The sequence below is a fragment of the Stenotrophomonas sp. PD6 genome (genome assembly GCF_049199305.1).
Classification (GTDB): Bacteria; Pseudomonadota; Gammaproteobacteria; order Xanthomonadales; family Xanthomonadaceae; genus Stenotrophomonas.
In genome coordinates this window covers 593,821-620,804 of sequence record NZ_JBLZQD010000002.1, presented here as the reverse complement: position 1 = coordinate 620,804, position 26,984 = coordinate 593,821, and the positions used below count along the sequence as shown (strand labels likewise).

11 protein-coding genes are annotated in these 26,984 nt (G+C 68.6%); 3 read left to right on the top strand and 8 right to left on the bottom strand.

Translation table 11 applies throughout. The features are described 5' to 3' along the window. Nucleotides 1-61: 61 nt before the first annotated feature. From ACOZHM_RS05510 to ACOZHM_RS05500, 3 genes are all read right to left on the bottom strand, one after another. Entirely contained in the window at nucleotides 62-3,715 is a 3,654-nt protein-coding gene (locus tag ACOZHM_RS05510) for a hypothetical protein (protein ID WP_421568020.1), read from the bottom strand. A gap of 4 nt (nucleotides 3,716-3,719) precedes the next feature. Next, entirely contained in the window at nucleotides 3,720-16,007 is a 12,288-nt protein-coding gene (locus ACOZHM_RS05505; protein WP_421568019.1) for an Ig-like domain-containing protein, read from the bottom strand. Nucleotides 16,008-16,153: 146 nt separating this feature from the next. Beyond that, the gene (locus tag ACOZHM_RS05500) at nucleotides 16,154-18,292 is read right to left on the bottom strand and encodes a hypothetical protein (protein WP_421568018.1); all 2,139 of its coding nucleotides are present in this window, start codon (nucleotides 18,290-18,292) and stop codon (nucleotides 16,154-16,156) included. Between the two features lie 212 nt (nucleotides 18,293-18,504). Here ACOZHM_RS05500 and ACOZHM_RS05495 point away from each other — a divergent pair, with 212 nt between their 5' ends. Further along, nucleotides 18,505-18,996, top strand: a complete 492-nt coding sequence (locus tag ACOZHM_RS05495) for a helix-turn-helix domain-containing protein (RefSeq protein ID WP_421568016.1) — start codon at nucleotides 18,505-18,507, stop codon at nucleotides 18,994-18,996. Nucleotides 18,997-19,072: 76 nt separating this feature from the next. On the opposite strand, the gene ung is transcribed toward ACOZHM_RS05495, so the two are convergent. The 5 genes from ung to rhlB form a co-directional block, all read right to left on the bottom strand. Further along, nucleotides 19,073-19,792 (bottom strand): uracil-DNA glycosylase, encoded by a 720-nt coding sequence (gene ung / locus ACOZHM_RS05490; protein WP_421568015.1) that lies wholly within the window; start codon nucleotides 19,790-19,792, stop codon nucleotides 19,073-19,075. After that, complete coding sequence (locus tag ACOZHM_RS05485; RefSeq protein ID WP_421568013.1) at nucleotides 19,789-20,634, bottom strand: response regulator; 846 nt, start codon at nucleotides 20,632-20,634, stop codon at nucleotides 19,789-19,791. Before ACOZHM_RS05485 ends, ung begins: the two co-directional genes overlap by 4 nt. Nucleotides 20,635-20,641: 7 nt before the next feature. Then, nucleotides 20,642-21,592, bottom strand: a complete 951-nt coding sequence (ftsX, locus tag ACOZHM_RS05480) for a permease-like cell division protein FtsX (protein ID WP_421568011.1) — start codon at nucleotides 21,590-21,592, stop codon at nucleotides 20,642-20,644. Next, a complete protein-coding gene (ftsE, locus tag ACOZHM_RS05475; RefSeq protein ID WP_421568010.1) occupies nucleotides 21,589-22,275 on the bottom strand; it encodes a cell division ATP-binding protein FtsE in 687 nt (228 codons plus the stop codon). Before ftsE ends, ftsX begins: the two co-directional genes overlap by 4 nt. Nucleotides 22,276-22,359: 84 nt before the next feature. Next, nucleotides 22,360-24,072, bottom strand: coding sequence for an ATP-dependent RNA helicase RhlB (gene rhlB, locus ACOZHM_RS05470; RefSeq protein ID WP_421568008.1), 1,713 nt, complete (start codon nucleotides 24,070-24,072; stop codon nucleotides 22,360-22,362). Nucleotides 24,073-24,646: 574 nt separating this feature from the next. On the opposite strand from rhlB, the gene trxA reads away from it, so the two are divergent. Then, a complete protein-coding gene (gene trxA / locus ACOZHM_RS05465) occupies nucleotides 24,647-24,979 on the top strand; it encodes a thioredoxin (RefSeq protein ID WP_421568007.1) in 333 nt (110 codons plus the stop codon). A gap of 223 nt (nucleotides 24,980-25,202) precedes the next feature. Next, nucleotides 25,203-26,984 (top strand): transcription termination factor Rho, encoded by a 1,782-nt coding sequence (gene rho, locus ACOZHM_RS05460; protein ID WP_421568005.1) that lies wholly within the window; start codon nucleotides 25,203-25,205, stop codon nucleotides 26,982-26,984.

Genomic DNA, 26,984 nt, shown 5'->3' with positions numbered 1-26,984 from the left:
AATGGGTGGCAAGTCGACAATGACGAAGCTGATGCGTGGCAACCCCCACACAACACCAAATCTAATAATACCCAGCCATATTCAAGAAGAACCCCTTCTGGTCATACCGCAGCTCCGTCATGTCATCACTGAACTCGGTGAAGTTGTACCCCACCCCCACCTTGAAGTTCTCCCCCACCCGGCGGTCCACACCCAGCAGCCAGCCCTTACGCACGCCACCATCGCGCACCTTCAGCCAGCGATGCTCGGCCAGCCCTTCCCATTCGGCGAACAGGCGGTAGCGCAGCTGCAGCGCGGCGAAGTCGGCGCGGCTGTCCAGCCAGGCGCCCTCACCGCGTCCGGTGCGGTAGTCGCCCCAGCGCGAGGCCAGCTTGGCGGCCAGCTCCCAACGCACGCCGATCTGGCGGATGCCCTCCAGTGACAGCACCTGCGAACGCTGGTCATACAGATTGCCGCCCTCCTGCCCCAGCGACGCCACGTCGTAGAGATAGGTGAACTTGCCGAAGCCCGCCCAGCGCGTGTTGTCGTGCGGGCGCCACGCGAAGCCCACGTTGGTCTCCACCAGCTTGGCGTCGGCCACCGGGTTGATGCGGTCGTCGGTGTCGGCGTAGTTGGCGCGCAACGCGAAGCGCCAGTCCTCGTTGAGCTTGTACAGCAGGCGGTTGGTGGTGACCCACTGCTCGCGCTGCTCGGCACCGCTGTCATGCCGGTATTCCAGCTTGCTGCTCCACTGCGTCACCGCGTCGGTGCGGCCGCCGCTGACGCTGTACGCGCGACGGTCGATGCGGCCGGCGGTGGAGTCGAGCTGGCCGTCCATCAGCGTGAAGCCCAGGTTCCACCCCTGCGCGGGATAGAAATCCATGCCGAAGGTGTGCACCAGCCCGGCGCTGTCCTGGCGGCGGTCCTTGAGGTACTGGCTCTCGTTGTAGACGTTGACCTGGTTGCTCAGGCGCCAACGCTGGCCGATGGTCCAGCCGCTCTGCAGGCCGGTGTCGAACAGCGGGTCGGTGCCGGTGCGGTCGGTGCTGTAGCTGTAACTTCCGTACAGGCTGTGGTCGGGTGCCATGCGGTACTCGGCGTCCACCTTGGCACCATTGCCGCGGCTGCCGGTGCTGGCTTCCGCACCCACGCTGCTGCGGTCGCCGAACAGATAGCGCGCGCCCAGCGTCAGCAGGTTGTTCTTCTCGTAGGCGCCGCCGTCATCGTCCAGCGTGACCTGGCCGGTGCTGTACAGCTCCCACGAGGAACCGAAGCGCTGGCGGTAGCCGATCGCGGCGAGCAGTGCATCCACGTCCTGTGTCTGCTGTTCTTCGCGCACGCGGCGCAGCTCGCCCGACAGCTGGCCGTCGTTGCCCAGCCGCCACTCCGCGGTGAGCTGGGTCTGCTCCAAGGCCAGCTCGCCCTGCTCGGTACGGGTGTGCCGGCCATACAGGCTGAAGTCGTCGTTCAAGTAGCCGAGGAACTCCGCGCCGTATTCCTGGATCGGCTCGCCGGTGTCCTGCCGCGCTACCGAGAAGCCCGCGTCCACGTCGCGCCACCAGGCACCCAGGCTCCAGTCCTGGGCGGTCCACCCCAGTTCGCGCAGGTTGGCCCGCGCCTCCACGGCGCTGGCCGTGCCCGAGCGGCGGCCTTCATACGGGTTGCGACGGATGAAGCTGAGGCCGCCGTTGTCCGAATAGAACACCGGTGCAGCCGTGGCATCGGTGCGCGTCTGTTCCATCTTCAGATAGGTGCCGCGCCCCGCCTGCAGCGTGAGGTCGGCGCCCTTGAGGCTGTAGTTCTCGCCGCTGCGGTTCTCGTCGATCCAGGTGCCGCCGATCGCCACGTGGTCGCCCAGCCACTGCCGGCCACGCGCACCGTAGGTCACGTCGTCGCTGCTGAAGCCCAGCGGCACGTACTCGTAGTCCACCAGCAGCAACTGGTCGTAACCATCCAGCGGCATGTCGCGGGTGATGCTGCGGACGTTTTCGCGGGTCAGCTGCGCCAGCGGCCGGGTCAGGATCAGCCGTCCCTGCAGATCGTCGATCTCGTAGTCCACGCCTTCCTGCAGGGTCGCGCGGGTTTCGGTGCGGCCGGTGGTGCGGTCGCGCACTTCCAGCACCACCTGCTCCGAGCCGGGCAGAACGTCGGTGTGGCGCAGGTAGTACAGGCTGCCACCGGTGCCGAGGAACTCGCTGTGACCGGGTGCGGACTGCGCTTCCGAACCGAATACCTTCAGCTGCGAGCGCGCCTCGCCCAGCGGGGTGGCCTCGAGCGAGCGCCAGTTCAACGCGCCGCCGTACAGCGAACGCACGTACTGGCCGTACTCGGTGCCGGTGATGCCGGTCGCGAAGTTGCCCCACAGCGCCTGGCTCTGGTCCCAGTCCACACGCAGGTACAAACGTCCCTGCGTGTCCACGTCGCGGTAGGTGGTGGAGTCATCGCCATACACCGGGTAGTACAGGTCCGGATCCAGGCGGCGGAACACGTCCTGTGCGTCGGCCTGGGTGAAGTCGCGGAACAGGTACTTGAGTTCGCGGTCCTGGGTATCGGCCTGCGCGGTCACCAGATACTTGCCGCGCATTTTTCCCTTCAGATAGAACGCCAGCCGCCCCTCGCTGAGGAAGCCGTCGTCGTCGCGGTTGTCGGCGGCCAGTGGCTGCACGTTGCCGCTGGCACTGTTCTTGGACAGGGTCACGTCGGCGATGGCGACCAGGAACAGGTAGCGGCCGGTGACGTCCACGTCCAGCTGGCGCTGCGCATCGGGCACGTCACGCGAGCCTACGTTGACGTCGTAGCGGTGCTGGCCGACCGGCTCGAGGAACTCGGCGGCGAACTTCTGCTCCAGATCGACCGGGAAATCCTGGCCATTGATGCGCACGCGGCTGTTGGGCTCCAGACCACGCCCGTACAGGCGAACGCGCGAGCCGTGGATCGGAATGTTCTGCAGCCGCAGCATGCTCTGGCCGTAGATGCTGTTGCTCACCTGCAGGTCCTGCGCGCCTTCGCCGTCCAGGGCCTGGCCGAGGGTCTTCTGCACGTTGTCGCGGGTGACCTGCAGGCCGCGGTCGAAGTCTTCCGGGGTGACCAGCTGGATGCGCTGGATGCGGGTTTCATCGAACGCGCCGCCGGCACCGTAAGCGCGAGCGACGTAGATCAGGTCATCGCCGGTGCGCAGCTTGATCTGCGCCGGGACCTCGCCGTTCCACTCCGCATCGCCCACGTAGTCCGCCGGCAGATCGATCCGCGCCAACGGGGTGACCAGGTCGGTATCGGTGCCCCGATACAGCGTCACTTCGAGCTTCTGGATGAACGAAGCGTAGTTGTTGTAGCTGTGGAAGCGCAGCGGACGCACGATCCGGCCGTTTTCGAACGGTACGGTGGCGGCCGCCTGCACGCTCAGGCTGGGCGGCACCATGGTGGGATCTTCGGTGGCCCACACCACACCGCCGTTGGGCAGCTCGGCCATGAACTGGCCATTGGGCGTGGCGACATCCGGCGTTGTCGCCGGTCCCTGAGGCACGGCGCCCACGACGGGTGCATCGGCATCGTCGCGGATGCGCATGAGCAGGCCGTCGTCACTGCGGCAGCTGTCGCCTTCGCAGCGGACCGACGCGGGCGGGTCGGCCGGCAGGGTCTGCTGGGCGAAGGCCGGCGACGCGGCCAGCAACAGCACGCCTACCACACGTACGGCGAAACGGGAGGAAATCGGAGTCGGGCTCAGAATATTGTCCATGCTGTCAGCGCCCCTCCCTGAGCGAGCTGTCGGGTCCGTCAGGAGACGCGGGAGGATCATCGAGGCGCAGCGAATGCAACGTGCTGCCGTCGGCGGCGAGCACATCGATGCGGGTGCCTGCCGCAACGGCATCGCCCACCAGCGGGCGCAGCGCCGCCTGCAGCGCGCGTGCGCGCTGTTGTGCCAGCGCGGGCTGTGCCGCGGTGGCGGTCAATGTCAGGCGTCCCCCCGCATGCGTTTCCAGCGCCTGCGCGGCCTTGGCGAGTACCGCGCTGCGGTCGGCCGGTAGGCGTGCACTGCCCCGCTCAAACAGGGCATCGCCGAGCTCGATGTGGGCGGGCCGTGGCGCCCCGACGCCGGCGGAGGGCCCGCTGCGCAGGGCACCGTCAGGCATCCGCACACCGAAGTCGAAGCGTGCCGGCAGCCCGGGCGTGATCCGGCGGACCAGCGGATTGGGCGTGGTGAACTGCGCACCGGCCGGCAAGGTGGACGGGTCGACCTTCAGGATGAAGTTGCGTCCGCGCGCCTGACCGCCGGGAATGCCGAGCAGGTGGTAGCGACCGAACGCGTCGGTTTCCATCAGCAGGCCTTCCACCGCGGCGACGCGCACGCCTGGAATGCCGCGCTCGCCGTCGTCCTGGATGCCATTGCCGTTGCGGTCGTCGAACACACTGCCCACGATCAGGCTTTCGTCCAGCAGCGGGTCGGTGGTGATGTCGACATCCGCCGAGGCCACGTTGCCGATGGTGCGGTTCTGCCCATCGATGGCGGTGATGCGGTTGGTGTGCACACCGGTACCGGTGCCCGCACCGACGCGCAGGTAGTACACCACCGTGGCGCGTTCGCCGACCGGGATATCGATACCGTCGATACGCAGCGGTTGAACCCCACTGGTGCGCGCATCGTTGTCCGCATCCTGCACCGCGAAGCCGCCGCTGACGAAGGTGAAGCCCGGCGGCAGCGTATCCAGCAGCGTGGCCCCGTTGGCATCGACCTCACCGACGTTGTCGATGGTGACGGTGTAACGCACCAGGTCGCCGATCTGCGCGCTGCGCTTGGCCGCCACCTTGCTCAGGCGCAGGACGGCCTGCTCGCCCGCCACCGTCACCGAAACGTTGGCTTCGGCGCACAGCGGCGTGGGAATGGACACGTCGCAGATGCGGTAGCGGAAGCTGTCGGTACCGGCGAAGGCCGCGGTCGGGGTGTAAGTGCACACGCCGTTGGCACACTGCACGGCGCCATGGGTGGGTGCCACGACCACCTGCAGGGACGCCGGGTCCAGCGGCGCAGCGCGCACACTGTCGTTGGCCAGCACGTTGATGAGCAACGGCCCGGAGCCGCTGGTGCTCACCGCATCATCGCCCAGGCTCAGCACGTTCGGGTCGACCGTCACGGTGACGGTCGCCGTGGCGCACATGGCCGGATCGGCGATATCACACAGCTGGTAGTCGAAGCCCTGCACACCGGAGAAGTTGGCCAGCGCGGCGAAGCGGATACGGGCCCGCGGCAGCACGGTGGCCGTGCCGTACGGCGGCTGGGCGACGATGCTCAGGGTGACGCTGTCCGGGTCGATCGGCGTTCCATTCATGCGGTCGTTGCCGAGCACGTCGATCTCGATCACGCCGTCCTGCGGCAGCTCCACGCGGTCATCCTCCGCATCCACGCCGGGTTCGGCGGCGATCACGGTCACGCTCACGGTGCCGGTGTCGCAGACCGTGGGCTGGCTGACCAGGCAGAGCGTGTAAGTGGTGGTGTAGCTTCCCGCCGGCAGGCCGGCCGCCACGTTCACCCATCCATCCGCACTGAAGGTCAGCGCGTTGGTGGCGACCGGGGTGAAGCTCACCTGCGCCGGGTCCAGCGGTGCACTGTTGAAGGTGTCGTTGGTGAACACGTTCAACAGCCGTACCCGCCCTGCCGGGCCCACCGGCCCGCCGCTGTCGTCCACGGCCAGCAGTGCCCCGACCGGGCCCTGCACGCTCACCGTGGCAATGGCGGTGGTGCAGTTGGTCGGCACCCCGTTTTCGCACAGCTGGTAGGCCAGCTGCACCTGCCCAGCCTGCACACCCGCCGCGACCATGATCTGGCCAAGGTTGTTCATGGTGTAGCCCGGCGTGCTGCCGGTCAGGCTGGCGATGACGCTGCCGACCGGCGGCGGCGAGACGTTGTTGAACGCATCGTTGTCCAGCACCGAGCGGGCGATGGTGCCGCCCACCGACGGGTCCACCGGGGTGCTGGTGAAGTCATCGTTGACTGCCAGCACCACGTTGGCCGAGCCGGACAGGGTCAGCGTGACAGTCGCGTCTCCGCATTGCGCGCTGTACGGCGCCGGCAGGCAGACACGGTAGGTGAAGCTCACCTGCCCGGTGGTGCCCGACGGCGGCGTGTAGGTGAACGCCCCCGTGCCGTCGAAGACCAGGCCCGGCACCGCACCGCTGGTCACGGTGAATACCGCCCCGGCAGGCACGTTGTCGTTGGACCCCACATTGCCGGTGGTCGGACGCCCGATCGGCACGGTGTAGGCATCGGCCTGCGGCACCGGGGTGACCACCACGGTGGCGCTTGCGGTCGCACAGTTGGCCGGCGCGGCCGCCTCGCAGATCTGGTAGGTGAGGACAGTGGCGCCGGAGACCACGCCGCTGGCCGCCACGTTGACCGTGCCGTCGGCATTGATGGTGAAGGCAGGCGGTGCACCGACCAGGGTCAACAGCACCGTGGCCGGCGCCGGCGGGCTGACGCCGTTGAGCTGGTCATTGGCCAGCACGCTGGTGGCCGAGGTCGTCCCCGGCAGCACGTCGGGCAGTACATCGGCACCGGCGACCAGGCTGCCGTTGCTGATGTTGATCGTGGCGGTGGCCGTGGCGCAGACGGTCGCATAGGGCGCCGGCAGGCACGTCTGGTAGGTGAAGCTGACCGGGCTGGGCGTGCCGCCCGGCGGGCTGTAGGTGAACGCACCGGTGGCCGCCAGCGACAGCCCCGGAAGGGTGCTTTGCAGCGTGTACGCCGCGCCCGCCGGCATGTTGTCGTTGCCAGACACCGTGTTGCTCAGCGTCTGCCCGACCTGCACGGTGAAGGCGTCGTTCTGCGGTGCCGGGCCGACGACCACGGTCACGCTGGCGGTATCGCAGTTGGTCGGTGCCGCGGCTTCGCAGATCTGATACGTCAGCGGGGTGGCGCCCGAGGGCGTGCCGCTGGCGACGCTGATCCTGCCATCCGGCGCAATCGTGAAGCCACTCGGTGCGCCGACCAGGCTGAGCACCACATCGGCCTGCGCCGGCGGGGTGACGCCGTTGAGGCTGTCGTTGGCCAGCACACTGGCGGCCGACGTGGTGCCCGGTGCGACGCCGGTGAGCGTGTCGTCGCCGGCAACCAGCTGGCCGTTGTTGATGCTGATGGTGAGGAACGCCTGGCCACACAGGCTGGCATTCGGTGCGGGCAGGCAGACCTGGTACGACAGGCTGATCGGGCCCACCGCGCCCACCGGCGGGGTGTAGGTGAAGGCACCGCTTGCGGTGAAGGCGAAGCCGGCAGGCGAGGCGCCCTGCAGGGTGTACACCGCGTCCATCGGCGCGCTGTCGTTGGCGGCCACCGTATCAGCCAGGGTCTGCCCGACCCGCACGGCGAACGCGTCGTTCTGCGGTGCCGGTGTCACCACCACGGTGACGCTGGCGGTATCGCAGTTGGCCGGCGCGGCCGCCTCGCAGATCTGATAGGTGATCGTGGTCGGGCCCGAGACGACCCCGCTGCCGACCGCGATCGTGCCATCGGGGTTGATGGTGAAGCCGGCCGGTGCACCGACCAGGCTCAGCACCACATTGGCAGGCAGCGGCGGGCTGACCCCGTTGAGGCTGTCGTTGGCCAGCACGCTGCTGCCGGTGGTCGCGCCCGGCAGCACGCCGGACAGGGTGTCATCGCCGGCGGTCAGCGTGCCGTTGTTGACGTTGAGCGTCGCCGTGGCGGTGCTGCACAGGTTGTTGTTCGGTGCAGGCAGGCAGGTGCGGTAGGTGAAGGCCACCGGGCTGGGGGTACCGATCGGTGGGGTGTAGGTGAAGCTGCCATCCAGGTTGAACAGCAGGCCCGGCGGCGGCGTGCCCTGCACGGCCCAGCTCGAGCCGGCCGGCATGCGGTCGTTGGCGGCCACGCTGGCAGACAGGCTCTGGCCGGCGAGCACCGAGAACGCGTCGTTCTGCGGCGTGGGCGTGACGATCACGGTCACGCTGGCGGTGGCGCAGTTGCCCGGCGCCGCCGCTTCGCAGACCTGGTAGGTGAACGTGGTGGGGCCCGCATCGACGCCGCCGGACACGGTGATCGTGCCGGTGGGGGTGATCGCGAAGCCCGCCGGTGCGCCGATGAGCGTCAACACCACATCGGCGGAGGCCGGCGGCGAGACGCCATTGAGATTGTCATTGGCCAACACGCTGGCCGCCGAAGTGGTGCCCGGAACAACGCCACTGAGCGTGTCGTTGCCCGCCACCAGCGTGCCGTTGCTGATGTTCAGCGTGACGGTCGCCGGCGCGCACAGCCCGCCGTTGGGAGCCGGCAGACAGGCCAGGTAGGTGAAGCTCACCGGCGACGTCGCGCCGATCGGCGGCGTGTAGGCGAAGGTGCCATCGGTGTTGAACACCAGGCCCGCAGGCAGTGCGCCCTGCGCGGTGAAGCTGGCGCCGGCCGGCAGGTTGTCGTTGGTCGCCACGCTGTTGCGCAGCGTCTGCCCCGCCTGCACGGTGAAGGCATCGTTCTGCGGCGTGGGGTTGACCACCACGGTGACGCTGGCGGTATCGCAGTTGGTCGGCGCGGCCACTTCGCAGATCTGGTACGTCAGCGTGGTCGGACCCGAAACGGTGCCGAGTGCCACGCTGAGGGTGCCGGCGGGGGTGATGGCGAAACCGGCAGGCGCGCCGACCAGGCTCAGGATCACATTGGCCGGTGCCGGCGGCGTCACGCCATTGAGTACATCGTTGGCAAGCACGCTGCTCGCGGTGGTGCCACCGGCGGCGACACCGGTGAGCGTGTCATCGACGGCCACCAAGGTGCCGGAGTTGATGTTCAGCGTGACGTTGGCGGTGCCGCACAGCGCCGCGTTGGGCGCGGGCAGACAGGTCTTGTAGGTGAAGACCACCGGGCCCACGGTGGCCGGCAGCGGGGTGTAGGTGAAGCTGCCATCGGCATTGAACACCAGGCCGGCCGGCGTGGCGCCCTGCACGACCCAGGTGGAGCCGGCCGGCATCCAGTCGTTGGCGGCCACATTGCCGTTGCTGATGGTGCCGCCGGCCTGTACCGCATAGGCGTCATCCACCGGCGACGGGTTGATCACCAATGTCACCGTTGCGGTATCGCAGTTGCCCGGCGCCGCGGTCTCGCAGATCTGGTAGGTCAGCGTGCCCGGGCCCGCCATGGTCCCCGCCGGCACGGCGATCGTGCCGTCGGCCGCGATCGCATAGCCGCTGGGCGCCCCCACCAGGGAGAGCTGCACGCTGCCCGCCGGCGGCGGGCTGACGCCATTGAGCGCGTCGTTGCCGAGCACACTCGGGGTGGAACCGCCCTGCGCCACGCCGGTGAAGCTGTCGTCGCCGGCCACCAGGGTGCCCAGGTTGACGTTGAGCGTGGCGGTGGCATTGCCACACACGGCACCGTTCGGCGCCGGCAGGCAGGTCTGGTAGGTGAACGTCACCGCACCGGTGGTGCCCACCGGCGGGGTGTAGGTGAAGCTGCCATCGGCATTGAACACCAGACCCGCCGGAGCGGTGCCCTGCACGGCCCAGCGCGAACCGGCCGGCATGCTGTCATTGAGGGCCACACTGCCGTTGAGCGTGCCACCGGCCTGCACCGCGAACGCATCGTTCTGCGGTGCGGGCGCGATCACGAAGCGGATGGCGGCGGTGGCGCAATTGGTCGGCGACGCGCTTTCGCACAGCTGATAGGTCAGCAGCGTCGCGCCCGCGGTGGTGCCGGCAGGAATCTGCACGGTGCCGTCGTTGTTGATGACAAAGCCGGTCGGCGCGCCCACCAGCAGCAACTGCACGGCCGCCGCTGCAGGCGGCGTGACACCGTTGAGCGAATCGTTGGCCAGCACGCTGGGCGTGACCGAGCCGGCGCCGAGCGGGACCGCGAACGTGTCGTCGTTGGCCACCACGGCATTGACGCCGATGTTCAACGTGGCGTTGGCGTTGCCGCACACGGCCGCGTCCGGGGCCGGCAGGCAGGCCTGGTAGCTGAAGGTCACCGGGCCGATCGTCCCGGCCGGCGGCGTGTAGGTGAAGCTGCCGTTGCCGTTGAACACCAGGCCCTGCGGGGGCACGGCCACGCTCCAGGTGGAGCCTGCGGGCAGGCCATCGTTGCCGGACACGTTGCCGGTGTTGGGCTGGCCGGCCTGCACGGCGATGACGTCGTCCACCGGCGTGGGGCGCACCACCAGCGCGATGTCGGCGGTGGCGCAGTTGTTTGCCGCGGCGGTTTCGCAGATCTGGTAGCGCAGCGTGATCGCCCCGGCCGGTGCGCCGGCCGCGACCGACACCGTGCCGTTGGCATTGAGCGTGAAGCCGGCGGGCGCACCGACCAGCGACAGCGCGACGCTGGCGGCGGCCGGCGGGCTCACCCCGTTGAGCACGTCGTTGCCGAGCACGCTGGGCGTAATGCCGCCCGGTGCTACCGCACCGAAGGCATCGTCACGCGCCACCAGTGCACCGTTGTTGATGTTCAACGTCACCGTGGCCGTGCCGCAGGCCGCGCCGTTCGGTGCCGGCAGGCAGGCCTGGTAGGTGAAACTGGTCGGGCTGGTGGTGCCTGCCGGCGGCGTGTAGCTGAAGCTGCCATCGGCGGCGAACGTCACACCCGCCGGGGGCGTGCCCTGCAGCGTGTACGTGGAACCGATCGGCATGTTGTCGTTGCCCGACACCGAGCCGTTGAGGGTCTGGCCGGCCTGCACCGCAAACACGTCATTGGCCGGCGCAGGGCTGACGACCAGGGCAACGTTTGCCGTGGCGCAGTTGGTGGACGCGGCCGCTTCGCAGATCTGGTAGGTGAGCGTGGTGGCACCGGACAACGTGCCGGTGGCAACGCTGATCGTGCCATCGGCGGCGATGGTGAAACCGGTCGGCGCGCCGATCAGCGAGAGCAGCACGTCGGCCGGCAGCGGCGTGACAGCATTGAGGGTGTCGTTGGCCAGGACGGTGGGCGACGGCGTGCCCGGCGCGATCGGGGTGGCGAAGGTGTCGTCGACCGCCACCAGGGTGCCGGTGTTGACGTTGATGGTCGTGTTGGCGGTGCTGCACACCGCCGCATCCGGCACGGGCAGGCAGACCTGGTAGGTGAAGGTGGCCGGGCCGCTGAAGCCTGCCGGCGGCGTGTAGGTGAACGTGCCATCGGCGGCAAGCACCAGCCCCGCCGGGGCCGCGCCGGACACACTGAACTGCGCGCCCGTGCCCACGTTGTCGTTGCCGGCAACCGTGCCGGTGAGCGGCACGCCCACCGACGTGGACAACGCATCGTCGACGGCGGCGGGGGCCACCACCAGGCGCAGCGACGCGATGGCGCAATTGCCGGGTGCGGCGGCTTCGCACAGCTGATAGTTGAGGGTCCTGGCGCCGGCGGTGGTGCCGGCGGCCACATTGACCGTGCCATCGGCATTGATGCCGATGCCGGCCGGCGCGCCCGTCAGCGACAGCAGCACGTCGGCGGCGGCCGGCGGCGTGGCGCCGTTGAGCGAATCGTTGAGCAGCACCGATGCGGTGCTGCCACCGCTCACCGGGCTGATCGGGGTGGTGCTGAAATCATCGTTGACGGCCGCCAGCGTGCCGACAGTGATGGCGATGGCGGCGTTTGCGGTGGCGCACAGCGCACCGTTCGGCGCAGGCAGGCAGACCCGGTAGCTGAAATTGACCGGGCCGGTGGTGCCGGTCGGTGCGACGTACAGGAAGCTGCCGTCGGCGTTGAACGTCAACCCGGCCGGCACGGCGCTGGTCAGGGTGAACTGCGCGCCGGCAGGCACGTTGTCGTTGTTGCCCACGCTGCCGTTCAGCGCCTGCCCCGCAGGCGTCGAGAACGCATCGTCGGTGGCCGACGGGGTCACCACCAGCCGGATGGTCGCGCTGGCGCAGTTGCTGGGCAGGACGGTTTCGCAGATCTGGTAGGTCAGCACCGTGGCGCCAGCGGCAGCGCCGGCGGGCACCTGCAGGATGCCGTTGGCATCCAGCGCATACCCGGCCGGTGCGCCGACCAGGCTGAGGATGACGTTGGCGGCCGCCGGCGGCGTGGCGCCGTCCAGGGTGTCGTTGGCCAGCACGCTGGTGGGACTGTTGTTGCCCGGTGCCAGCGGGGTGCCGCTGAAGTCGTCGTCACGCGCAACCAGCGTGCCGGCATTGACGTTGATGACCGCACCGGCGGTGCTGCACTGTGCCGTATCCGGTGCGGGCAGGCACACCTGGTAGTTGAACGCGACCGGGCCGGTGAAACCTGCTGGCGGCGTGTACAGGAAGCTGCCATCCGGACCGAACTGCAGCCCGGCGGGCGCGGCCGCGGTGAGGGTGAACACCGCACCCGCCGGCGCGTTGTCGTTGCTGCCGACATTGCCGGCCAGCAGCTGGCCCGCAGGCGTGGAGAACACGTCGGCGCTGGCGAGCGGCGCCACCAGCAGTTGCACCTGTGCCGAATCGCAGTTGCTGTCCAGCGCGGTTTCGCACAGGCGATAGGTGAGCGTGACGGCACCCGCCGGCACGCCGGCGGCAACGGTCAGGGTGCCGTCGGCGGCCAGCGTATAGCCGGACGGCGCACCGACCAGGCTCAGCAGCACGTCCGCCGACGCCGGCGGCGAGGTGCCATCCAGGCTGTCGTTGGCCAGCACCGAAACGGTGGTGCCGCCCACCAGGGGATTGATCGGCGCACCACGGAAATCGTCGTCGTTGGCAACGAGTGTGCCCGCGTTGACGTTCAGCGTGGCCGTGGCGCCGGAGCAGACCGCGGCGTTGGGCGCGGGCAGGCAGGCCTGGTACGCGAAGGTGACAACGCCCTGCGTCCCCACCGGCGGCGTGTAGGTGAAGCCGCCGTTGGCGGTGAACACCAGGCCTGCAGGCGCTGCACCACTGAGCGCGAAGCTGCTGTTGGCGGGTACGTTGTCGTTGCCTGCCACGCTGGCCGTCAGCGCCACGCCGGCCTGGGTGCTGAAATTGTCGTTGACCGCCACCGGGGCGAGCAGCAGCTGCACCGCCGCCGTGTCGCAGTTGGTCGGCAGCGCCGCTTCGCACAGCTGGTAGCTGAAGGTGACCGCACCGGCGGCCGCGCCGCCGGGCACCGAGATGGTGCCGTTGCTGTTGAGCACATAGCCTGCCGGTGCGCCCACCAGGCTCAGGATCACCTGTGCGGGTGCAGGCGGAACCGCGCCGTTGATGGTGTCGTTGGCCAGCACGCTGTTGGTGGTGCCGCCGCTGGCCGGGTTGATGATGGCGCCGCGGAAGTCATCCGGATTGGCGACCAGCGTGCCGGCGTTGACGTTCAGCGTGACCGTGGCGATATCGCACACAGCGGCGAACGGCGCCGCCAGGCAGGCCTGGTAATTGAAGGTGGTGGTGCCGGTGAACTGCGCCGGCGGGGTATAGGTGAAGCTGCCATCGGCGGCGAACACCAGGCCCGGCGGCGTCGCGCCGTTGATGGCGAAGGTGGTGCCGGCGGCCACGTTGTCGTTGACCGACACATTGCCGCTCACCGGGGTCGCGACCTGGGTGGCATAGGCATCGGCCACGGCATCGGGTGCGATCACCACCGCGATGGTCGCGGTGGCGCAGTTGCCCGTGCCCGCCTGGCACAGCTGGTAGGTCAGGCTGATCGGACCGGCCGGCGCACCGGCAGGCACCAGCAGCTGGCCGTTGCCATTGAGCGTGTACCCGGCCGGCGGCGCGTTGATCAGCGACAGTGCGGACTGCGCCGGTGTGATCGGCGCGCCATTGAAGGTGTCGTTGGCCAGCACGCTGGCGGTCAGGCCACCTGCGCCGGTCAGCGGGGCAGCGGTGAAATCATCGTTGTTGGCGACGACAACGCCGGGGGCAACGTTGACGGTGACCGTGGCCGCGTCGCACACGCCGCTGTTCGGCGCCGGCAGGCACAGCTGGTAGCGGAAGGTGTCCGGACCGGTATAGGTCGCCTGCGCGGTGTAGATGAAGCTGCCATCCGCATTGACGGTGACGGTGCCATGCGCGGCCACGGCCAGCAGACTGAACTGTGCGTTGGCGCCGGCGTTGTCGTTGCCGGTCACGCTGCCGTTGAAGGCAACGCCAGCGGTGGCCACGAAGGTATCGTCCACCGCATCCGGTGCGATGACGAGCTGTACGTTCGCGGTCGCGCAGCTGGTCGGCGTGGCCACTTCGCACAGCTGGTAGCTGAAGCTGACCGCACCCGCGCCGGCGCCGGCGCCAGCCGGGATGGAGAGTTGGCCGGCCGCATTGGTGGCATAGCCCGCCGGTGCGCCGCTCAGGGTCAGCGTCACCGCTGCCGGCACCACCGCCGCGCCATTGAGCGTGTCGTTGGCCAGCAGGCTCACCGTAGTGGTGGTCCCCGGCTGCAGCGGCGTGGTGAAGACGTCGTTTGCCGCGACCAGCTGGTTCGCCGCGACGTTCACGCTGACCGTGGCGCTGTCGCACACACCGACGTTCGGTGTCGGCAGGCACACCTGGTAGGTGAAGCTGTCCGGCCCGGTGTTGCCGTTGAGCGGGGTGTAGCTGAAGGTGCCGTCGGCATTGACCACGGCCGTGCCACGGGTCGGCGCGGTGCCCAGGGTGTAGGTGGACCCACTGGCGATGTTGTCGTTGGCCGCCAGGCTGCCGGTCGCCGGCTGTCCGCCGCCGGGCGTGGTGACCGTGTCGTTGACCGCGTCGGGGCTGACCACCAGGTTGGCGGTGGCGGTCGCGCAGTTGGCCGGCAACGCGTTTTCGCAGAAGCGGTAGGTCAGCGCGAGCGGACCGGCGGCGGCCGTTGCCGGCACCTGGATGCTGCCGTTGCCGTTGATGGCGAAGCCGGTCGGCGCGCCGACCAGGCTCAGCGTGACCTGCGCCTGCGGTACCGCGCCGCCGTTGAAGGTGTCGTTCTGCAGCACGCTGGCGGTAAGGCCGCCAACACCGGGTGCGATCGGCGGGGTCAGCGTGTCATCCACGGCAACCAGCGCATTGGCGTTGACCACGATCGCCGCGGTGGCGGTGGCGCAGACCGTGGCGTTCGGTGCCGGCAGGCAGACCTGGTACTGGAACGAGGTCGGCGCGACGATGCCGCCCGGCGGCGCGTAGGTGAACGTACCTGCGCTGGCGACGGTCAGCCCGGCCGGCGGGGTGCCGATCGCGCTGAACACCGCACCGGCCGGCGCGTTGTCGTTGGCCGCCACACTGCCGCTCAGTGACGCGCTGCCGCCGACGGCGTTGAAGCTGTCATTCACCGCTGTCGGGGCGATCACGAAGCTGGCGGTGGCGGTGGCGCAGTTGGTCGGCGATGCGCTCTCGCAGATCTGATAGGTCAGCGCGGTGGCGCCAGCGGCGGCGCCCGCGGGGACCGCGATCACACCGGCGGCGTTGATGGTGAAGCCGGCCGGCGCGTTCTGCAGCGCGATGATCAGGTTGGCCCCGTTCACCGGTGCACCGTTGAGGGTGTCGTTGGTGAGCACGCTGGGCGTGTTGCCGCCCGTGGTCGAGGAAATGGCCGTGGCAAAGGTGTCGTTGTTGGCGACCAGCGCGTTGGCCTGCACCGGCACCGCCGGGGTGGTCGCGCTGTTGTCGCCCGGGGTCGGGTCGGTCGTGCCCGGCGGCAGCACCAGCGACACGCTGTTGGCCGGCACGGTGGCGGGCGTGGAGGTGGGCGCGCTGCCGTTGACCAGCAGCACGACGCTGTCACCTACCCCTACATTGACCTGCACGTTGATCGCGTTGCCCGCACCGCTGGCCAACGCGCACGACGAGGCGGCGGTGGTGGGCTGGCAGGTCCAGGTGACGTTGGTGAGCGACGCGGACACAGTGTCGACCACGCCCACGGCGCTGGCCGCCGAGGGGCCGGCATTGCTGACCTGGATGCGGTACTGCACGGCGCCGCCGGCGGCCACGGGGGACGCGCTGAGCAGCGTTTTGGTCACGCTGAGCTGCGCCTGCAGCGCCAGCGCGTTGGCGTCGATGGCGGTGTTGTTGCCCAGCGTCGGGTCGCCGACATCCACCGGCGCGGTGACCGTGGCGGTGTTGCTCAGCGGATTCGGGTAGCTCTGTGCGGAGACGGGTGGCGACAGCAGCACCGCCAACAGGGCCACCGCGTACGCGATGCTGGCCGAAGCCATGCGTGCCCTGCCGTGTGTGCCGGTTGTTGCCATGCGTTCCTCCTCCAAAGCCGCCGTGAGGCCCGTGTGGCCTGCCCGGCAACGCTGTATCCGTGAATCCACGGCGCGGGATCATTCCCCCGCCATCGGTCGTATTGCCCGGCGCGTCAGTACGCGCCGGGGTTGTTGCTGAAGCTCACTGGCACGCTGATCGTTGCCTGGCCGCCATTGACCAGGTTCACCCCGACGCTGACCGCGGCACCGCCCACCGCCCCGCCGCTGGCCGCAGCGCAGGCGCTGCCCGTGGTGGCACTGCAGGTCCATGCGCCACGCAGCGTGGTGCCGTTGGGAAGCGTGTCGGCGACGATGGCGTTGGTGACCGGGTCGGGCCCGTTGTTGCGCACCACCAGCGTGTAGGTCGCCGAGCCACCCGGCGTGTAGGTGCTGCTGCCATCGCTCTTGGTGATGGACAGGTCTGCCTGGCGCGTTCGGTTGGTGATGCTGCACACCAGGGTGACCGCCGTAGCGGTCATCGCCGGCGCCTGCAGCGTGAACGTGCCGCCGGTACCGGACGAGACCACCGTGTTGTTCTGGTCCACGCACTGCCAGCTGCTGGCATAGCGCGCGAGCGTGCCGCCGCCGGCCGCAGCCTCGGCCAGCGCATAGCTGCCGCCAGGCACGGTGATCACCGCCGCCGTGGCGCCGTTGTTGCCTACGCTGGTGGCCGACCCGACGGTGCTGCCGTTGTAGGTGATGGACAGGTTGAACAGCCCGGTGTCGCTGGTGGGTTGCAGCAGTTTCACCAGCTGCAGCGTCGCCGCGCAGGCCTGGGTGACGCCTTCGACGGTGAACACGGCCTGGCCCACGCGGATGCCGAGCAGGCCCAGCAGGTTGTCCACCACGCCGCCCAACAACGCCGTGAGTACCGGGGTGACCAGCGCGTTGACCTGGCTGCGGATCGGCGTCAGCAGCGTGTTGACGATGCCGTTGACCAGGTCGGCCACCGGCAACGGCAAGGCGATACCGCCGAGCAGCGTCACCACCGGGTTGCCACTGGTGACCTGGATGTTGAGCGAGTTGGCCAGCGTGGATACCAGCGTCGCCGCACTCACTGTGCCGGCCGTCAGCGTTCGCGTCTGTGGATACGGCCCGGTGAAGCTGGCGCTCTGCAGCCCGGGGGTGGCGGTGGCGTAGCCGCTGATGCTCACGGTGAGCGGAATGGTGACGTCGGCGATGGGCGTGAGAATGCCCAGGACGTTGGCCGACACCCGCACCTTGACGCTCAGCGAGGTGAGCGTCGCCGGGCTGAGCGCGGTGCTGGTCAGTACCGTGCTGCGGTTGAAGAAGGTGGCGTCGCTGATCTGGCCGACGTACAGGTTGACCAGGCCCGGACGCGCCTGCAGCGTGACCGCACTGCCCACCAGGTTGATCGCCGAGATCGAGCCTTCGGCGCGGGCCACATCGGCGTACACCTGCAGGTGCAGCACATCGGCACTGATGCTGGTGTTGGACAGCGACACGCCCAGGAGGTTGAGGCCGCTGAGCGCGGCGCTCAGCGTGCCGGTGTTCAGGCCCTGCACCAGGTCCAGGTCGAGCTTGATGCGGATGGCCGCGCTGTGGAACGCCGCACCGACCGCGCCGCAGTTGTACACCGGGGGTTCCACCACCTGCACCCACAGGCGCACGTTGGCCACGCCGTTGAGCCCGAGTGCGGCCGTGTTGACGGTGATCGGGGTGGGCGTGGTGAGCACGTTGCGGAAGTTGTACAGCTGCACGCCGCCGGTGAGCAGGTCCAGGACATTCAGCCGCACCGTGGTGAGCGAGCCGGTAGGCAGGGCAATCTGCAGGATGTCGGCCAGGCGGATGCTGCCGGACGTGCCGGCAACCCCCAGGGGCAGCGCGTTGAGCACGTTGGCCGCCGCGGTCTGGCCGTCGGCCTGCAGCACCTGCACCATCGCCGCGCGCAGCTGGCCCAGGGTGATGTTGGTATTGAGCACCTGGCTGGGATCGCTGACCACCACGCCGCCGTTGAGCTGGGTCAGCAGCGCGTTGAGGTTGATGTTGGCGCCAGCCAGGTTGTTCCAGTCGGCCACGCTCAGGTTGAGGGTGGTGCCGGGCAGCAGCGCGCCGAACAGCAGATTCAGGATCGGGCTCTGGGTGGAGTCGACCGAGGCCAGGCGGGGCCCGGCGCTGACGCAGGCGCCCGCGGTGCAGGCTGACTGCGCGTAGGCCCGGCCAAGGCAGGAAAGCACCGCCAGCAGGGTCAGCAGCAACAGCGCCTGCCAACGCACTGACGAAACGTTCACGCCTTTCACATTAACCATACGTTTCGTCTCCGCAGACATTTTTTGGGCAGAGTTCGACCGTGACGGCGGATTTACTCCGTCGCCTCCCTGATCGCGCTGTGCCGATGTCCGGTTCCCGACGTAATCTACGTTCAGCCCCGGTTTTGGCGATTAATGCGGGGCCACGGAAATTCCGTCAAACAAGACGGTGTGAAAATGCGGGGGAGTGGCGCTTGCTGGCGGGCTGGCGCCCGGCTATAACCCTTGCTACAGAAGTGAGCGAAAGCAATTCTGTACACAGAAGAAAAGAATCGCTTTCAGGGAAGCAATACTTACTAAACAGGGAAAGGGGGCGCTACATGCAGGCCATGTGCGACAGAATCAGACGAGCACGCCTGACCGCAGGACTATCGCAATCGCAGCTGGCGCTGGAGGCCGGCGTACGCCGCAGTGCCGTGGCGCAATGGGAACGGGAGGGCGGCACGTTTCCCAGTGTTCAACACCTTGCCTGCGTCGCAATTGTGACGCAAGTCTATTTTGAATGGCTGGCGACGGGACGCGGACCGGGCCGTCCCGAGGACGGAAACGACTTAACCCTGTCGGAAGAAACCTCGGTCGACGCGGCGCGTACCGCCCAGGAAACCGAGATTCTCTCCCTGCTGCGTCGCATGCCGCCGCGAAAACGCCAGATGGCCCGCGCCATCATCGAAATGTTGAACGATTAAATTCGGTGCGATTACGTCAGGCTTTCACCCTGACTACGCAGAATGTAGCCGACCGGTGGGTAACGACCGTGGGTCGTTACACCGATTGCGCGATTGCGGCGCGCGGCGGCAGCGACCAGTCGATGCGGCCCGCGCCGCGTCGCTCCAGGTACTGGTTGGCCGTGGAAAAATGCCTGCAGCCAAGAAAGCCGCGGTGCGCCGACAGCGGCGACGGATGTGGCGCCTTGAGCACACGATGGCGGCCGGTGTCGATCACCTTGCCCTTCTGCTGCGCGTAGCTGCCCCACAGCAGGAAGACCAGGCCCTCGCGCTCGCGGTTGAGGGTGTCCACCACATGGTCGGTGAAGCCTTCCCAGCCGCGCTTCTGGTGCGAGCCGGGCTGCCCCTCTTCCACGGTCAGCACCGCGTTGAGCAGCAGCACCCCGCGCTGCGCCCAGGGCAGCAGGCAACCGTGGTCTGGCCGCGGCAGCCCGAGGTCGGCCTCCAGTTCCTTGTAGATGTTCAGCAGCGACGGCGGCACCGGCACGCCGGGCATCACCGAAAAGCTCAGGCCATGCGCCTGGCCCGCGCCGTGGTAGGGGTCCTGCCCCAGGATCACCACCTTCACCTGCCCGAACGGCGTGGCATCGAAGGCGGCAAACATCTGCGGGCCCGGCGGGAACACGTGGGCACCGGCCGCCTTGCGCTGGCGCAGGAAGCCGGCGAGCTCGCGCATCTCCGGCCGCAGCAGATAGTCCCCGATACGCGCCTTCCAGCTCGGTTCGAGCTGGATGCTCGGTTGTACGTCGTCGTTCATCGCACCGCGGGTTTGTTGTCGTTGAGTCGCGCCAGGCGCAGCTGGAACAGGACCTTGGTGACCAGCAGCCGTTCTTCGATCGGCTTCTGCACCAGGTCATTGGCACCGGCCTGCAGCAGGCCGGACTGGTTGAGCGGGTTGCCGTCGCCGGTCATCACCAGCACCGGCAGGCGGCGCTTGCCGTAGCCGAAATCCACGCGCACGCGCTCCACCACGTCACGTCCGCTGAGTTCGCCCTTCAGGGTCACGTCGGTCAGCACCAGGTCGATGCGGTGGCTGCTGCGGCCCAGCGACTCGGCGGTCAGCAACGCGAACGCCTCTTCGGCGGTCATCACGTGCAGCACGTTGAGGCTCTGGCGTTCGAGCATGCGCTTGGTGGCCTCGGCCACCACGCGACTGTCCTCGACATACAGGATGGTGGCGCCGGGAATGGTTTCCGGCTGCACATAGCCACGAATGAAGGTGGCCAGCGCCTCATGGCCCAGCGCCTTGTCGAAGTAGTCGGTGACGTAGTCGGTGAAGCGGCGCTGCTCCAGATGCTGCTGCGCATCGCCAGACACCACGATGACCGGCACGTAGGCCTGGCCGGCGGTCTCGCGCACCAGCCGCGCCAGCGCCAGGCCGTCGCCATCGCTGAGCGTGAGCGAGGTGGTGACCAGGTTGACCGGGCCCGCCTCCAGCGCCATGCGCGCCTCTTCGATGCTGGCGCAGCCCACCACCTGCACCGCCGGCAGCTCGCGCTGCAGCACGTCGGCGATCAGGCGGCGGACCAGTTTGGAACCATCGACCACCATGACGCGCGGTGCATCGTCGACCAGGTGCTTCAATACTTGCGGACGCATGCGGGCCTCAGGTTTCGGTCGGACGGGTCTGGCGCAGGAAATGTCCCGTCACCAGCCACGCGCCCAGCCAGCCCAGCACGACGGTGCCGACCAGCACGAGCGATGAATGCAGCAGGTCCAGCCCATGCAACACGAACGGGCTGGCGTAGCTTTGCGAGAGCGCGGCCAGCGGCGGGCGCAGCGCCAGCCCGGCGATGCCGACCAGGGCCAGGGCCAGCGCACCGGCGCCCAGGCCGTACCAGGCGCCCAGGTACAGGAACGGACGGCGGATGAAGCCGTCACTGGCACCGAGCAGCTGCAGCACGCCGATTTCGTCGCGGCGCGCCTGGATGTCCAGCCGCACCGTATTGCCCACCACCAGCGCGGCGCCCAGGCCGAGCAGTGCCGACAGCACCTGCACCAGCCGCGTGCCGAAGCCCAGCCACGCGTCCAGGCGCTTGCGCCACAGTGCATCGTGCTGGACCAGGTCTGCCTGGGGCAGCCCTTCCAGCGATTGCGCCAGGCGGGCGTCGTCGGTGCCATTGGCCGGGGTCACGATCAGCAGCGACGGCAACGGGTTGTCGTGCAGCGCATCGATCGCTTCGCCCAGCCCGGCACTGTCGCGCAGTTCCGCCAGGCCCTCGTCGGGCGAGCGCAGGGTGACGCCGGCCACGTCGGCGCGGCCGCGCAGGGTATCGGCCACCTGTTTGGCCGCCGCCGCATCGACGTCGGTCTTGAGGAACAGGTTGATGTCGCGCGACTGCTGCACGCTGCCGGCGAAGTGCTTGAGGTTGTCCAGCGCGATCGACAGGCCCAACGGCAGGGCCAGCGCGAGCGCCATCACCATCACCGTGAGCAGGGTGGCCCACGGCTTGCGCCAGGCGCGGCCCAGGCTGAACACCACGCTGTGGCCGTGGTGGTGCAGCCACACGCCCAACCGCGACGGTGCGGCGGCTTCCTTGTTGGTGGCGGTACTCATTCGGCCAGGTCCTGCGGCGAGATGTCGTCGATCAGCTTGCCGTGGTCGAGGATCAGCACGCGCTTGCGCATCGCGCGCAGCAGCGCCAGGTCGTGGCTGACCACCAGCACGCTGGTGCCGCGCTCGGGCAGTTCGGCAAACAGCGCCATGATTTCCGCCGCCAGGGTGGGGTCGAGGTTGCCGGTGGGTTCGTCGGCGACCAGCAGCTTGGGTTCGCCGACGATCGCCCGGGCAATGCCCACGCGCTGCTGTTCACCGGCCGACAGCTGCGACGGCAGCGCCTTTTCGCGGTGGCCCAGGCCCATGCGTTCCAGCACCGAGCGCACACGCTTGGCGATATCGGCACGGCGGGTACCGCGCAGGATCAGTGGCAGGGCGACGTTCTCGGCAATGCTGCGGTCCATCAGCAGGCGGTGGTCCTGGTAGACCGCGCCGACCGTGCGCCGGTGGCGCGGAATGTCGCCACCGCGGACCTTGAGCAGGTTGCGCTCGTCGAACACGACGGCGCCACGGCTCGGCCGTTCGTCGAGGTGGATCAACTTGAGCAGGGTGCTCTTGCCGGCGCCGGAATGCCCGGTGACGAACAGCATCTCCCCGGGCGCGACGTCGAAGCTGACGTCCACCAGTGCCTGGTGGCCGCCCGCATAGTGTTTGCTGACATTGTCAAAACGCAGGACGCTCATTCCTCCGATTATGCAGGAGGAGCGCGGCAGCGTGGGGATGGCGTAGCGCCCGACCACCGGCCGGGCGCTACCGTTGATCGGAGATCAACCGCCCGACAACATCCGGCGGATCTTGCGGCCGATGCGGGTCAGGAAGCCTGCGCCCGGGTCGGCGGCCGGTGCGGTGTTGCGCATCGGCTTGGCGGTGACCTGCACCGGCGTGACCGACTGGGTAGCACCCTCGGCGCCTTCGACCGGACGGCCGTGGCGACGACGACGGCGCTTGCGCGGCGCGCGTTCGCCTTCGGCCGCACCTTCCGGTGCCCCTTCGGCGCGCGGCGGACGCGGCGGCTGCGGGGCCGCTGCAACTGCTACGGGTGCGGCGCCTTCGACGGCAACGGCCGGCTGTTCGCCTTCCACACGCGGCTTGCGCGGCGGGCGCGGCTTGCGTTCGCCGCTACGCTCACCACTGCGTTCGCCACGGCCACCGCCGGAGCGGCTGCCAGTGGACGAACGACCGCCACCGCGGCGCTCTTCTTCGGCGGCACGCGCTTCGCGCGCTTCGCGGAAGATCTGGCCGACGCTCTCGTTCTCGTCGCCCTCCTCGCCTGCGGCCACCGGGGCGCGTTCCGGACGCGGCAACGCGGTCAGGATCTCGCTGGTGACCGGTTCCACCGGAATCTTCTGCTCGATATACGCCTCGATGTCCGGCAGGCCCATCGCATAGCGCTCGCACGCGAAGCTGATGGCATCGCCTTCCTCACCCAGGCGGGCGGTACGGCCGATGCGGTGCACGTAGTCTTCGGCGTCGAACGGCAGGTCGTAGTTGTAGACGTACTTGATGCCGTCGATGTGCAGGCCGCGCGCGGCCACGTCGGTGGCCACCAGGATTTCCAGCTGGCCCTTCTGGAAGCGGTTGAGCAGGCTCTCACGCTTCTTCTGCGGCACGTCGCCGGACAGCACGCCCACGCGGTAGCCCGCCTTCTCCAGCGAGCGCGCCACGCGCTCGACGAACACCTTGGTGTTGACGAACACCATGGTGCGCGCGCCTTCGCTGCGCGAGAGCAGGCCCAGCAGCAGCGGGATCTTTTCCTCGTCTGCCGGGAAGTAGATGCGCTGGCGCACCCGGGCGGCGGTGATCGACTCGCTTTCCACCACCAGCTTCTGCGGCTCGTTCATGTGCTCGTAGGCCAGCTCCAGCACGCGGTGGCTGAGGGTGGCGCTGAACAGCAGGGTCTGGCGCGTGCTGCGCTCGGGCATGCGGCGCAGCAGGAAGCGGATGTCCTTGATGAAGCCCAGGTCGAACATGCGGTCGGCTTCGTCGAGCACGCAGATTTCGCAGGCGTGCAGCGAGACCACCTTGTGCTGCTTGACGTAGTCGATCAGGCGGCCGGGGGTGGCGATGATCACGTCCACGCCCTGCTGCAGCAGCTCGCGCTGCTTGTCGTAGTCCACGCCGCCGTAGACCAGCGCGAAGCGCAGGCCCAGGTCGGAGCCGAACTTCACCGCATCCTTGTGGATCTGGATGGCCAGTTCGCGGGTCGGCGCCAGGATCAGCGCGCGCGGGTCTTCCGGCTTGCGGTCGGCCAGCGCCGGGCGGGTCAGCAGGCGGTTGACCACCGCGACCAGGAAGGCCAGCGTCTTGCCGGTACCGGTCTGGGCCTGGCCGGCGACGTCTCCGCCGGGCAGTGCCACCGGCAGCGTCAGCGCCTGGATGGGGGTGCAGCGGGTGAATCCAGCGCCTTCAAGACCGGCCTGCAGGGCCGGATGCAGATCGAAGGAGGAGAAGGTCAAATCGGTCAGCGGTTTGTCGCTCATGAGTCCGTCTTGGTAAGGCCAGCCCGGCAGCGTGCACGGGTGGCTTGCAATCTTGGGGGCACCGTCGCCATTGAGGGCCCTGCGCCAGGGAAGGCGGAGGCCGGACCTACCGGTCCTCGGGCGCCGCACAATGACCCAGTTTAGCGCAAAGCGGCCGCCAAACCGGGATGCTCGGTCTCACGCCCCTGCGCGACAGCACGACAAGGCACCCAACGCAGGTAGAGCCACGCCATGCGTGGCTGCCCCGGTAGCCCGTCAACCGCTCGTTCACCCCCCCGACCCCCAGTTGAACGCCCCGCCCTTCCGGGCTGGAACCGCCAAACCCCCACCCGCATATAGGTATGGCCAGCCCCGGCAAAGCGCGATGCCAGTCACAGGATGATTCGTTGCACCCCGTGCCTGCCACCCCGCGACGATAGGGGTACACTGCCGGCCGTGAGCGTCCAGGCATCCACCGGACGCACCGCTGGCCGCCGACGCGGCCACGAGGCAGCAGACGCGGACCAGGCCCCCAGCCCTGTCCAGGTTCAACCCCTCCGGCCCGGCCGGGTGCACTCCAATTTGAGAGACCAAGATGAGCGACAAGGTTGTATACGTAGAAGATACCGCTGACTTCGAGAACAAGGTACTGAACTCCAAGGAGCCGGTCCTGGTTGATTTCTGGGCCGAATGGTGCAGCCCCTGCAAGATGATCGCCCCGGCGCTGGACGAGCTGGCAGACGCCTATGACGGCCGCGCCAAGATCGCCAAGGTCAATGTGGATCAGCAGCGCGAACTGGCCGTGAAGTACCACGTGCGTTCGATCCCGATGCTGCTGGTCTTCAAGAACGGCGAAGTCCAGAACCAGCAGATCGGCGCCGTCGGCAAGGCCCAGCTGGCTGGCATGCTCGACAAGGCCCTGGCCTGATCGCAGCAGGCAGCCGGCCCAGGCTGGCTGCCCCGCGGGCCCACGCCCGCATGAATGACCCTGCCCCACCCGGCTTGCGCACCGCCGCGAGCCGGTGTTAGTGTCGGCACATCCGGCCGCATTCGCGCGCCGCATCTTCTGGACGACGTTTCTTTCCAGAATCCCTTCCCAACGTTCGCCGCCCCTGCCGGGCGCTCGCACCTTCCAGCGAGGAATTCAGCACTTGTCCGATATCACTACTTCCGAACCCGGGAGCGCCGACGCGCCCGCCGAGAAGCGCGTGCGCAAGCCGCGCGTCGCCAAGGCCGCTGCCAGCAGCGCCGACACCGGTTCTTCTCCTTCCCAGAACGCCCTGCCCCTGGCTGCCGCGCCTGACGCGCCGGCGCCGGCTGCACCCGCAGCCCCACAGCAGGCGCCCCAGGCACCGGCCGCGTCCAGCGGCGACGCCCCGGCCCCGCAGGGCGGTGGCCAGGACGCCGGCGACGGCGGCCAGCGCAACAACAACCCGCAGGGCGGCCAGAACCCGTACCAGGGCCAGAACCAGGGCAAAGGCCAGAACCAGAACGACGGCCAGGGCCAGGGCCAGGGCAACCGCCGCGACCGTTTCCGTAACCGCCGCGACCGCGACCGCAATCGTGGCGGCGGTGGTGGTGGCTTCCGCGACGACGGCATGCCGCAGGACAATGGCGAGCAGCAGCCGTTCGTGCGCAGCCAGCAGGCCAACGTGCCGGAAGGCTTCCCGGTCTATTCGCTGAGCGACCTCAAGCGCATGCCGGCCCAGAAGCTGCTGGACATCGCCGAGCAGCTGCAGATCTCCGAAGGCGTGGCCCGCGCCCGCAAGCAGGACGTGATCTTCGCCCTGCTCAAGGTGCTGACCCGCCACGGCGACGGCGTTGCCGCCGACGGCGTGCTGGAAATCCTGCCGGACGGCTTTGGCTTCCTGCGCGCGGCCGAAGCCAGCTACCTGGCCGGCCCGGACGACACCTACATCTCGCCCAGCCAGATCCGCCGCTTCAACCTGCGTACCGGCGACCACCTGTCCGGCCGCATCCGCTTCCCGAAGGACGGCGAGCGCTACTTCGCGCTGTCGATCGTGGACACCATCAATGGTGAGCCGCTGGAAGCGTCGAAGAACAAGGCCCTGTTCGAGAACCTCACGGCGCTGTTCCCGCGCAAGCGTTTCACGCTGGAACGCGGCAACGGCTCGTCGGAAGACATCACCGGCCGCATCCTCGATCTGATGGCACCGCAGGGCAAGGGTCAGCGTGCGCTGATCGTCTCCCCGCCCAAGGCCGGCAAGACGATGATGATGCAGCAGGTGGCCACGGCCATCACGACGAATCATCCCGAAGTGCACATGATCGTGCTGCTGATCGATGAGCGCCCGGAAGAAGTGACCGAAATGCAGCGCACCGTGCGCGGCGAAGTCATCAGCTCCACCTTCGACGAACCCGCCGCGCGTCACGTGCAGGTCGCCGAAATGGTGATCGAGCGGGCCAAGCGCCTGGTCGAACACAAGAAGGACGTGGTGATCCTGCTCGACTCGATCACCCGCCTGGCACGTGCCTACAACAACGTGGTGCCCAGCTCCGGCAAGGTGCTCACCGGTGGTGTGGACGCCAACGCCCTGCACCGTCCGAAGCGCTTCTTCGGTGCGGCACGCAACGTGGAAGAAGGCGGCAGCCTGACCATCATCGCCACGGCGCTGGTTGAAACCGGCAGCAAGATGGACGAGGTGATCTACGAAGAGTTCAAGGGCACCGGCAACAGCGAAGTGCACCTGAACCGTCGTATCGGCGAAAAGCGCGTGTACCCGGCCATCGACATCAACCGCTCGGGCACCCGCCGCGAAGACCTGTTGATCGAACCGGAGCTGCTGCAGAAGATCTGGATCCTGCGCAAGCTGCTGCACCCGATGGATGAAATCGCCGCGATGGAGTTCCTGCTCGACAAGATGAAGAACACCAAGTCCAACGACGAGTTCTTCGGTTCGATGAAGCGCTGA